The organism is Hymenobacter sp. CRA2 (assembly GCF_002007105.1).
Lineage (GTDB): Bacteria > Bacteroidota > Bacteroidia > Cytophagales > Hymenobacteraceae > Solirubrum.
The window spans coordinates 106906-117759 of the sequence record NZ_MVBC01000012.1 but is presented as its reverse complement, the minus strand read 5'-3'; the positions used below and the strand labels follow the sequence as shown (position 1 = coordinate 117759).

The window sequence follows — 10854 nt, the reverse complement described above, 5'->3', positions numbered from 1 at the left end:
GCATAAAAAAACCGACAGCGCGGGCAAGCCGGCTGTCGGTTGGGGTAGCGTAGGCGGCGGGCCGTACGGTCGGGCTTACTTGAGCAGCACTTCCAACAGGTTCATGCTGTCCACCATGTCGCGGGTATTCTCAAAGTCGATGGGCTTCACGATGTAGCCCTGCACGTCGAGGTTTTCGGCCCGCAGCCGGTCAATGTCCATTTCCGAAGTCGTCGTCACGTACACCGGCAGCTGGCGCAGCTCGGTCTGGGCGCGCAGTTCCGCCAGGAATTCGTGCCCGTTCATCTTGGGCATGTTCAGGTCGAGCAGAATGACTTCCGGCAGCGGGCGGATGGGCTCCACGCCGTTCAGGCCCAGCAGCATATCCAGCGCCTCCAGCCCGTTGAAAGCCGTGTACAGCTTGTGCGGCACGTTGAACTTCTCAAACGACTTCTGCACCGTCATCGTGTCGAAAAAGTCGTCTTCCACCAGTAAAACCGAACGCATAGCAACAGCAGATTATGTCGGGCAAAGGTACGCACAAAGGGCCACGGGCGGGCGTTGCCTTTGCGTTACGCGGCTACGGGCTTGGGGTTCATCTGCTTGGGCCAGGTGAAAATGAACGCGGCGCCCTGCCCGGCGGCCGATTCCACCCGAATCTGCCCGCGCAGCTCGTCGATAATCTTCTTCACGATGCTCAGCCCGATGCCCGTGCTTTCGGCCGTGTGCCGGTCGCGCAGGGTCTGAAACATCAGGAAGATTTTCTCGTGGTACTCCGGCGCGATGCCCGGCCCGTCGTCCTGCACCCGGAACTCGTATTCCTTTTTCAGGTCGCGGCAGCCGATGGTGATAATACCCAGCCCGGTGTGGTGGTACTTCACCGCGTTCGAGAGCAAGTTGGTAAACACCTGCTGCAGGCTCAGGCGGTCGGTGGTCAGGGTGGGCAGCCCATCGGCGGGCAGGCGCAGCTCGAAGGTGGGCGGCACCACCAGGTCGGCCACGTCGTGCACCAGGCGCTCCACGTGCACTTCCTCCAGCTTGTGCTGGGTGCGACCCACGCGGGCGTAGGCCAGCAGGCCGTTGATAAGATCCTCCAGGCGGGTGAGACGGCCCTTCATCATGCCGAAGTACTCCTGCATTTTGGGCGAGAGTTCGTGGCCCAGTTCGTCCTCAATCCAGCGCACCACGGTGCTCACGCCCCGCAGCGGCGCCTTGAGGTCGTGCGAGGCCACGTAGGCAAACTGGTCCAGCTCGCGGTTGCGCTTTTCCAGCGCGCCGAAGGTGTCGTCCAGCGTCTGGGTCATGCGGTTCAGGGATGTGGCCAGGTTGCCGAGGCTGTCGCGCTCCTTGTCGCGGATTTTTACCGTGTAGTCGCCCTGCACCACCTGCTCGGCCAGGTGCTCGATGATGTGGATGCGCTGGCTCATGTTGGCGTTGGCTTCCGCCAGCTCCGCGCGCAGGCGGTCGTTGGCCGTAATTTCGATGCCCACGCGCCAGAACAGCCACAGCGTAACCACCACGGCGATGAAAGCCGAGAACAGCAGGACGGCGGGCGTGAGCGTTTCGTACAGGTCCTGCTCGCCGCTGCGCTGGGCCAGTAGGGCCAACTCCGCCGAACGGGCCCGGCGCAGCAGCTGCTCCACGGCGCGCATGGTTTGCCGGTCGGTATCGAGGGCCGTTTGCACCACCGAGGGAGTGAGGCCCGCCTGCGGCCGCGTCAGCTCGACGAAGATGCGCAGCTGGGCGTTGATCATGGTTTCCAGCGTATCCAGCCGGGCGGTTTGCGCCGGGTTGTCCTGCGCCAGCCACTTGGCCTCGTCGAAGCGCTCCTTGACCTGGCCACGCGTGCTCAGGTAGAAGTCGAGGTACACCGAATCATTGGTGAGCAGGTAGCCCCGCACGCCGGAGCGGGCGTCTTTTACGCGCAACTCCACGTCCTTGAGCTGCTGCATCATCTGGTAGCTGTGCTCCACCCAGCTCGTGCGCTGGCTGAGCTTGCGGATGCTGATGAAGCCGGCCACGGCCGTGAGCAGCAGCACGCTCGCCGCAATGGCAAAGCCGATGTAGAGTTTGGTTTTGGTTTGAAGGGCCATTGAATCGTTGCCGAAGAAGAGCCGGCGCCCGGCACCGCGCAAGATACGCAAGCGCGCGGGCGCCGGTAGGGCAGGGGCCGGCGTGGCGGCTCGCCCTATCTTTGCGCTCCGGTGCGCTTATTACCTGCTTTGCGCCGCCCGCTCCGCCATGCCCGACCCCATCAGCAGCCCCCAGAACCCGCGCATCAAGGCCTTGGTGCGCCTGCAGCAAAAATCCGCCGAGCGCCGCCAGCAGGGCCTGACCATCATTGAGGGCCTACGTGAGCTGACCGTTGCCCGCGCTGCCGGCGTGGCCGTGCCCACCGTGTACGTGTGCCCCGAGCTGCTTTCCGCCGCCGGGCGGCAGGAGCTGCAGCAGGCCCTGGCGCCCGAGACGGAGCAGTTTGAGGTGTCGAAGGCGGTGTTTGAGAAAGTGGCCTACCGCGAAGGCTCCGACGGCGTGCTGGCGCTGGCCCGCGCCCCGCAGCGCCGCCTGCAGGACCTGGCGCTGCCCGCCAATCCGCTGCTGCTGGTGCTGGAAGCCGTGGAAAAGCCCGGCAACCTGGGCGCCGTGCTGCGCACCGCCGATGCGGCCCGCGCCGATGCCGTTATCGTGTGCGACCCGCGCACCGACCTCTACAACCCCAACGCTATCCGCAGCAGCATCGGCTGCGTGTTTACGGTGCCGGTGGTAGCCACCTCGCGCGAGGAATTGCTGGCGTGGTGCCGGCAGCACGGCATCCGCACCTACGCCGCTGCCCTCACTCCCAAAGCCAAGCCCTATACCGACTACGATTTTCGCGGCCCCACCGCGCTGGTCATGGGCACCGAAGCCGACGGCCTCACGCCCGAGCTGATGCAGGCCTGCGACGAAACCATCATCATCCCCATGCGCGGCTACATCGACTCGCTCAACGTGAGCACGGCCACGGCCATACTCACCTTCGAGGCGATACGCCAGCGCGGCTAACGAGTACTACACCGCCGACCGCCGGCGCCACAAACGCCACCCAGCTGCTAATAACAGCAGCAGCCCGGCAGCCATGGTGCCGAGCATGAGCGCGAAGGAAAGCGGGTAAAGCAGGCTGCCGCCGATGACCACCCCGGTGCCCAGCCACCATAACAGCTCCGTACTGGTTGGGCCGGTGCGCAAGGGGGCATGGCGCAGCACCACCGGGTCGGCGGGCGGGTAGAGCAGCCACTTCAGGCGCGGGTAGTCGTGCAGGAGCAGGCCCAGGGTGAGCACCAGAAAGCCCGTGACCAGAAAGGGTGTGCCCACCCAGTGCTGCGACCAGGTGAGGAAAATGATGTTCAGCCACATCGGCACCAGCAGCACCGCACCCAGCAGGGCAAAGCGCCCCGTGAGCAGTAGCAGGCCGATGATCAGCTGCGCCACGCCGATAAACTGCGCGAAGATTTCCAGGCCGTATTTGGCTAGAAACGCGTGGTTCATCGGTGGCCCCATCAGGCCCGGAATGTGGTTGTCGGAAAGCTTGTAGAGGCCGCCGCCGAGCATCAGTGCTCCGAGCAGCAGGCGGGCCCCCACGACATAGATGCGCCGGAGCCAGCCACCGGCCGGCAAGGCTACGGCGGTGGCCACTATGGGCAGCAGAATCATGAGGGCGTAGACAGCGGTAGTGGGCATGGCAGTAGCGGACGATGCGGCAAAGAAACCGCGCCGGCCGCTACCGTTCAACCGCATAAGCATGTGGCGCCCGGCTGCGCGGCCGACATGCCTCCGCGGCGCCTACGCCGGCTCGTTCCAGCGCAGCTCGCCGCCGATAACCACCCCGTGGGCCGTAAAGGTGTCGTCGAAGAGGCACAGCGAGGCCTCGTAGCCCGGCGCGATGCGGCCCAACTGCCCGTCGAGGCCCAGCACGCGGGCCGGGTACAGGGTAGCCATGCGCAAGGCCTCGGCCAAAGGGAGGCCCACGTGCTGCACGCAGTTGTGCACGGCCTGCAGCAGCGTCAGGGCCGAGCCGGCCAGCGTGCCCTGCTCGTCCACGAACCGGTCGCCGGCGCGGCGGAAGCGGTAGGCGCCCTCCGCGTTTTCGGCCACGGCATCGGTAATGAGGAACAGCCGCTCGCCGAGGATTTTCTGGCTGATGCGCACGGCCGCGAAGTCGCAGTGCTGCCCGTCGGCGATGATGCTGGCGTGAGCCAGCTCGTCGTCGTACACGGCACCTACCAGGCCCGGCTCCCGGCTGCCCAGCTGCGACATGGCGTTGAACAGGTGCGTGGCCGCCGTGAAGCCCCCCGCAAAACCGGCCCGCGCCACCTCGTAGGTGGCATTGGAGTGCCCGGCCGACAGCACCACCCCGGCCGCGCGCAGCCGCTCCACCACGGCCGGTGGCACCACCTCCGGCGCCAGCGTGACGATGCGCAGCAGCCCCGGGGCCACGCTCAGCCACTCGTCGACTTCGCTCAGCCGGGCCGGGCGGATAAACTCGGCCTGGTGGGCGCCCTTCTTGGCGGGGTTGATAAACGGCCCTTCCTGGTGCACGCCGAGCAGGCCGGTGCCGGGCTGGGCCGTGCGGTACGCGTGTGCTGCCTGCAGCGCGCCCAGCATCAGCTCCGGCGCATTGGTGGGCATGGTGGCCACGAAGTGCGTGGTGCCCTGCGCGCGGAATGTCTCTTCCATGCGCGCCAGCGTGGCGGGCGTGGGCTGGGTGGAGAAAAGCACGCCCCCGCCGCCGTACACCTGCAAGTCCATCAGCCCCGGGGCTACGTGCAGGCCGCGCGCGTCGTGGCGCGGCACGTCGTCGGGGAGCTCAGCGGCGGGCAGCACCGCCTCGATGCGGCCCTCGCCGATGAGCACCGCGTGGTGAGGCAGGACGTGGGAACCGGTGTAGAACGTACCGTTGGTGAGAGCGTAGCGCATAGGCAAAAGGCAACTGGAGCCCCGTATACGCACCAGCCGACGAGGTGGCCGGCGTAAGGGCCGGGCGCAAGGTAGCGCCGGAGCCGGCAAGCAACCGGTATGATGGGTCGGGGCGGAGTGCTACCTTGCCCGCTCCTAACCCCGCCCGATGAGCCCCTTGCCCGCCCGATTTCTGCGCGAAATGCGTCGCCTGTGGCCCGCGCTGCTGCTGCTGGGCTTGGTGGTGATAGAAGTGCTGGGGGCCTGCGGCTCGGTGCGGGTGGTGCGGCAGGCCCGGCGCACCAAGCCCCTGGAAGTGCGCTACAACATCCGGCGCGACCATCTTTTCTGGGTGTTTACGCTGAGCCGGGATACCACCGGTGTGGAGCTGCGCTACCGCGGCCAGCCGATCATGCCCTTCGACAGCTGCGAACTATCGGCCCAGCCGGGCTCGGGCCAGTGGCGGCGACCTTTCATCGAAAATGCCTGGCGCCAAAGTGGCGCTGCGCCGCGCTGGCTGCTCAACACGTTTTGCAGCCAGGAGCGAGTGGCGTACCTGCTGCGCCTTTCGGCTACCGGCCCCGAGTTTATCCGCATCGGCGCCGTCAACGAGCTGCCCGTGCACCGCCGCCTGGTGCTGCAGCCGCTCAACGGCGGCCCGGTATCCTACATGCCCGAAACCCATACTTCCGGCTGGCTCTTTAACGAGCGTACGCTGCGCAGCGAGCCGGTGCGCCTGCCGGAGCCCGCGGAGCTGTACGGCTTGCCCTGGACCGCCCACGTAGCCTACACCGTTTCGCCCGATTTGCGCGTATTGGCCCGCGTGTACCGGCCCAATGTCGTACCCGTCAAAACCGGCGCCGGCGGATTCCCCAGCCTCGTCCAAACCGCCCCCCAGCCCCGGCTCGTTATCGACCAGTACGACCTCGACCGACGCACCATGCGCCGGCTGAAACTGGAAGGTGTCAACCAGCAGGTCAACGAGCTGTTGCAGTTCACGCAGTGGGTCCAAACCGATGGCCGCTGGGAGCTGTTGGGTCGGCCGTAAACCCTCCTCCTTACCATGACCGAACACCGTATACTCCGCATCCACGGCCGCGTGCAGGGCGTGTTTTTTCGCCAGTCTGCCAAGCAGGAAGCCGACCGCCTCGGCCTGCACGGCTACACCTGCAACAACCCCGACGATACCGTCACCATCGAAGCTGAGGGCCCAGCCGACGCCCTGGCGACGCTGGAGCAGTGGTGCCGGCACGGCCCGCCGCTGGCCCGCGTGGATAAAGTAGAGGTGCAGCCCGGCGCGGTGCAGGGCTACGCGGGCTTTGAGGTGCGCCGCTGAGTGAGGCCCACCGCGCCAAAGCACGTAGTTGGCCCGGTTTCTTGATTGTTCGACGCTGATTATCCTGCTTGTATGCTGCGTTTGTCCATTGCGGTTCTGGCCTCTTTGCTGGCCTGCTCGTCGCCGTCTTCCGCCCCGCAAGGACCGGCGCTGCCGCCCGTCACGCCCGAGTTTCAGCGCTACTGGTACGCCGGGCAGGCCGAGCTGAGTCGCTACCAGCTCACGCAGAGCCGCTACGGAGCGCTGCACCCCGGCGAGGCGGTGCTGGTCTTCGTGACGGAGGATTTCCTGCCCCGGCAGCAAGTAAAGTTTGAGGGCGGCAAAACCCCGGAAAAGTCGCTTTCGGTGCTGAAGATGAACCAGCTGCGGCGCTTTGCCACGGGCCTCTACGACTACTCCCTCAATACCTCCGTGTTTACGCCCGTGGCCGAGCCGCGCACCCTGAAAGTAGTGACCACGGTGCAGGATTGGTGCGGACAGACGTTCAGCCAGCTCAACCTGCGCGGCCGCCAGTATCACCTCGAAAGCCGCTCCTACTTTCAGCAGGAAGCCGACCAGGAGCAGGACCTGCCCGCCGATGCCCTGCTCGAAGACGAGCTGTGGACGCGCCTGCGCCTGGGGCCCAGCAGCCTGCCCACTGGCCAGATCCGCCTGATTCCGGGTACCGTGGCCAGCCGCCTGCGCCACCGCCCGCTACGGCCCGAAGAGGCCACCGCCTCGCTGACGCCCTATGCCGGCCGGGAATTTCAGCCCAGCCAGCCCGGCGCGCCGCTGCAGGCCTATACCGTGCGCTACGCCACCGGCAACCGCACCTTGACCATCGTGTTCGAAACGGCCTTCCCTCGCCTCATTGCAGGCTGGGAAGACAGCTACGACAGCCAGATGCAGCTCGGTGACCAGACCATGGGCAGCTCCGAAGTGTTGACCACCCGCGCCGTGCGCACCCGCACCCTCCGTTCCGATTACTGGCAGCGCCACACGCCCGCCGACAGCACCCTGCGCCGACAATTGGGTGTGACAGGCTTTGGCGGTTGAACCCAAGTCCTCGGTTCTGCTAACGCGGTAGCTCGGGTAGGGCAACCAGAGCCGGACTAGGGTTCCTGCCGCCAATGAAAAAGCGCGACCGAAGCCGCGCCTTGCTCACCTGCCGCCTGCAAGGCCTAGTGGATCAAGTTTTCGGGTGCGGGCACTACCGACGTAAGAACGTAGCCTACGCTGCCGCCCGATGCGGCGGTGGGCGTCAAGCCGGGGAGGTTGCCACCACCGTTGCCACCGTTGCCGCCGCAAGCCCCGCCACCCATGCCGTTTTGGTTGCTAGAGGCGGCACCATTCGCCACCAGAGCGTCGGTGCCGGCCGCGCCCCCATTGGCTTGGGTAAGGCCGGTGACGATAGGGGTTGAGGTCGAGATGAGGTGGATGATCCCACCGCCGCCTCCTCCGCCGGCCCCCGCCCCGGCGGCGCCGCCGTTGCCGTTGAGGCCGTTGGCACCCTGGCCGCCGTTGGCGCGCAGTGCACCCGACACCGTGAGCGAGCCTTTGGCGACAACGACGATGATGCCCCCGGCGCCTCCGCCGCCACCCGCTATATCGGTAGTGCCCGATGGGTTGACGCCGTTGCTGCCATTGGCGTTGATACCGCCGCCCGCCGTGATGTTTACGTTGCCCCCGGCCACAATCAGGATCGAACCGCCACCTTCCCCGCCCGACGAAACACTGCTGCTCCGCTCGCCGGCGCCGCCCGCAGCGGGTACTGCCCGCGTAAAGCTGGCCGCCGCCAGCTGCCCGATGCCCACGCCGCCCGCCAGTACTCCCGGAGCCGCCAGCGAGATGCCCGGGTTAGCCGGCCCGTTGCCGTTATCCTGAGCACCCGCAGCTACGGTAATGATGCCGCTGATAGTCACGGTGCCCGTGGCATGAATGGCAGTGCCGCTCGGCACGATGAGGGTGCCGGAGATGGTGAGGTTGGTGAATTGCAGATGCTGCCGGCCCGCCAAAGAATTGTAGCCGGCCGGCGTTGTCAGGTCCAGCGTGCTGCCCACGCCCACGTTCAACGTGCCGCCCGAGCCGTCGCCGTAGTGCGCCAGCGCGCCGGCCGGGCCCTGCGGCCCTTGCGGCCCCGAAGGTCCAGCCGGACCCTGAGCCCCTTGGGGGCCGGTAGGGCCCTGGGCGCCGAGCGGAAGCCAGTCGGTGCCGGTGTAATAGTAATAACCCGGCGTGCCGTCGGTCTGGTACACGAGCAGCCCGGCGCTCTGGTTCGTGACGGGAATCTGTGCGCGCAGGCTTTGCGTCATCCGCGGCGGCAAAAAGCCGCGGTTCGTTGATTTCACGTCGAGGGCGGCGGCTCCGTCTGGGCTGGTCGTGCCGATGCCCACGCCTTGGGCCTGTGCCCGGTAGCCCGTGCTCAGGCAGGCGGCAAGTGGCAAGAGGAAGAGTAAACGTTGTTTCATGCTAGGCGGTAGGATAAGGGAAAGGGGCGTACAATATTAGCAGGTGTAAATACTAATTGGGCCGTACAACAGAAGGATTTCGCCGGCGACCCACCCAACAAAAAAGGCGCGACCGAAGCCGCGCCTTTTCATTTACCGATAATCCGGAACTGCCAACCGGCAGCCGCGAATTAGTCTTCTTTCTTAGCCGAGCGCAGACGCTCGTTTTCGTCGAGCAGGATCTTGCGCATGCGGATGGACTTCGGCGTCACCTCCAGGTACTCATCCTTCTGGATGTATTCCATGGCGTCCTCCAGCGAAAACTGGCGCTTAGGCTGAATCTTCACGTTTTCATCCGAGCCCGAGGCGCGCATGTTCGTGAGCTTCTTACCTTTCTGGATGTTGATGGTCAGGTCGTTCGGGCGAGTGTGCTCGCCGATAACCTGGCCGCCGTACACCTCTTCGCCCGGGTCCACGAAGAACTCGCCGCGGTCCTGCATCTTGTCGATGGTGTAAGCCGTGCCGGGGCCGCTTTCCATCGAAATGAGCGAACCGCTGATGCGGCCGGGGATGGTGCCTTTGAAGGGCTCGTAGCTCTGGAAGCGGTGGTTCATGATGGCCTCACCGGCGGTGGCGGTCAGCACGTTGTTGCGCAGGCCGATCAGGCCGCGCGACGGAATGTTGAACTCCAGGTGCTGCAGGTCGCCCTTGGGCTCCATGATGGTCAGCTCGCCCTTGCGCATGGTCACCAGCTCGATAACCTTGCCAGCGGTTTCCTCCGGTACGTCCACCACCAGGTGTTCGATGGGCTCCAGGCGGTTGCCGTTGTCGTCCTCCTTGTAGAGTACCTGCGGCTGACCTACCTGCAGCTCGTAGCCTTCGCGACGCATGGTCTCGATCAGTACCGACAAGTGCAGAATGCCCCGGCCGTACACCAGGAAGGTGTCTTCGCGGTCGGTTTCCTGCACGCGCAGAGCGAGGTTCTTCTCGGTCTCCTTGTACAGACGGTCACGCAGGTGACGCGAGGTCACGAACTTGCCTTCCTTGCCGAAGAACGGCGAGTTGTTGATGGTGAACAGCATGTTCATCGTCGGCTCGTCGATGCTGATGCGGGTCAGCGCCTCCGGGTTGTCGGCGTCGGCAATGGTGTCGCCGATGTCGAAGCCTTCGATGCCGGTCACGGCGCAGATTTCGCCGGCCGAAACCTCCGAAACCTTCACTTTGCCCAGGCCTTCGAATACCTGCAGTTCTTTGATCTTAACCTTCTTGACGGTGCCGTCGGCCTTCATCAGGCTCATGTTGGAGCCTTCCTTCAGGGTGCCGCGGTGCACACGCCCGATAGCAATACGGCCCACGAAAGCCGAGTAGTCCAGCGAGGTTACCTGCATCTGCGGGGTACCTTCCAAGTAGGGCGCCGGCGGGATGGAGGCAATAACGGCATCGAGCAGCGGGGTGATGTCCTCGGTCTTCTGCTTCCAGTCGGTGCTCATCCAGCCCTGCTTCGACGAGCCGTACAGCGTCACGAAGTCCAGCTGGTCTTCGGTGGCGCCGAGGTTGAACATCAGGTCAAACACCTGCTCGTGCACCTCGTCGGGACGGCAGTTTTCCTTGTCCACCTTGTTGACTACCACGATGGGCTTCAGGCCCAGGTCGATGGCTTTGCCGAGCACGAAGCGGGTCTGGGGCATGGCGCCTTCGAAGGCGTCGACGAGCAGCAGCACGCCGTCGGCCATCTTCAGTACGCGCTCCACCTCGCCGCCGAAGTCGGCGTGACCCGGGGTGTCGATGATGTTGATTTTAACGTCTTTGTAGCGAACGGATACGTTCTTGGAGACGATGGTAATGCCACGTTCCCGCTCCAGGTCGTTGTTGTCCAGGATCAGGTCGTCGAAGTGCTGGTGGTCAGCAAACAGCTTCGAGGCGTGGATGATCTTGTCCACGAGCGTCGTTTTGCCGTGGTCAACGTGAGCAATAATGGCGATGTTGCGAATGTTCTGCATGAGAGCGGTTTTGCGGGTGCAAAGGTACGGAATATTTCGCGCAAATGCTTGTTACCCTTAATGTTTCAACCCAATCCAACCGATAGGCGGGCTGCGTAGGTAGGCTGAACAAAACCCGCGGGGCATACGTTCTGCTGCTGACTCACATCTGTGTGGCAGCACGTTACCCTCCTTATTGCCT

At 65.1% G+C, this 10854-nt stretch carries 10 protein-coding genes; 4 read left to right on the top strand and 6 right to left on the bottom strand.

What is annotated here, in order from left to right; translation table 11 throughout:
• Positions 1–75 precede the first annotated feature (75 nt).
• A complete protein-coding gene (locus B0919_RS18195) occupies positions 76–486 on the bottom strand; it encodes a response regulator (RefSeq protein WP_078013712.1) in 411 nt (136 codons plus the stop codon).
• A gap of 65 nt (positions 487–551) precedes the next feature.
• Positions 552–2072, bottom strand: a complete 1521-nt coding sequence (locus B0919_RS18190; protein ID WP_078013711.1) for a sensor histidine kinase — start codon at positions 2070–2072, stop codon at positions 552–554.
• Positions 2073–2220: 148 nt separating this feature from the next.
• Between B0919_RS18190 and B0919_RS18185 the strand changes: the two genes are divergently transcribed.
• Positions 2221–3021, top strand: a complete 801-nt coding sequence (locus tag B0919_RS18185; RefSeq protein WP_078013710.1) for a TrmH family RNA methyltransferase — start codon at positions 2221–2223, stop codon at positions 3019–3021.
• Between the two features lie 6 nt (positions 3022–3027).
• Here the strand turns inward: B0919_RS18185 and B0919_RS18180 are convergent, their stop codons facing one another.
• Complete coding sequence (locus tag B0919_RS18180) at positions 3028–3696, bottom strand: DoxX family membrane protein (RefSeq protein ID WP_176133115.1); 669 nt, start codon at positions 3694–3696, stop codon at positions 3028–3030.
• A gap of 102 nt (positions 3697–3798) precedes the next feature.
• On the bottom strand, positions 3799–4932 hold the full coding sequence (gene nagA, locus B0919_RS18175; RefSeq protein WP_078013708.1) for an N-acetylglucosamine-6-phosphate deacetylase: 1134 nt from the start codon (positions 4930–4932) through the stop codon (positions 3799–3801).
• A 148-nt stretch (positions 4933–5080) separates the two neighbouring features.
• Here nagA and B0919_RS18170 point away from each other — a divergent pair, with 148 nt between their 5' ends.
• From B0919_RS18170 to B0919_RS18160, 3 genes are all read left to right on the top strand, one after another.
• Complete coding sequence (locus B0919_RS18170) at positions 5081–5959, top strand: hypothetical protein (protein WP_139362233.1); 879 nt, start codon at positions 5081–5083, stop codon at positions 5957–5959.
• A 15-nt stretch (positions 5960–5974) separates the two neighbouring features.
• Entirely contained in the window at positions 5975–6247 is a 273-nt protein-coding gene (locus B0919_RS18165; RefSeq protein WP_078013706.1) for an acylphosphatase, read from the top strand.
• Positions 6248–6319: 72 nt separating this feature from the next.
• Complete coding sequence (locus tag B0919_RS18160; RefSeq protein ID WP_078013705.1) at positions 6320–7282, top strand: hypothetical protein; 963 nt, start codon at positions 6320–6322, stop codon at positions 7280–7282.
• A 125-nt stretch (positions 7283–7407) separates the two neighbouring features.
• Here B0919_RS18160 and B0919_RS24860 read toward each other — a convergent pair whose 3' ends face one another.
• Both B0919_RS24860 and typA read right to left on the bottom strand, forming a co-directional pair.
• Positions 7408–8694, bottom strand: a complete 1287-nt coding sequence (locus B0919_RS24860) for a collagen-like protein (protein WP_139362232.1) — start codon at positions 8692–8694, stop codon at positions 7408–7410.
• Positions 8695–8864: 170 nt separating this feature from the next.
• Positions 8865–10673 (bottom strand): translational GTPase TypA, encoded by a 1809-nt coding sequence (gene typA, locus B0919_RS18150; RefSeq protein WP_078013704.1) that lies wholly within the window; start codon positions 10671–10673, stop codon positions 8865–8867.
• Between the last annotated feature and the right edge of the window lie 181 nt (positions 10674–10854).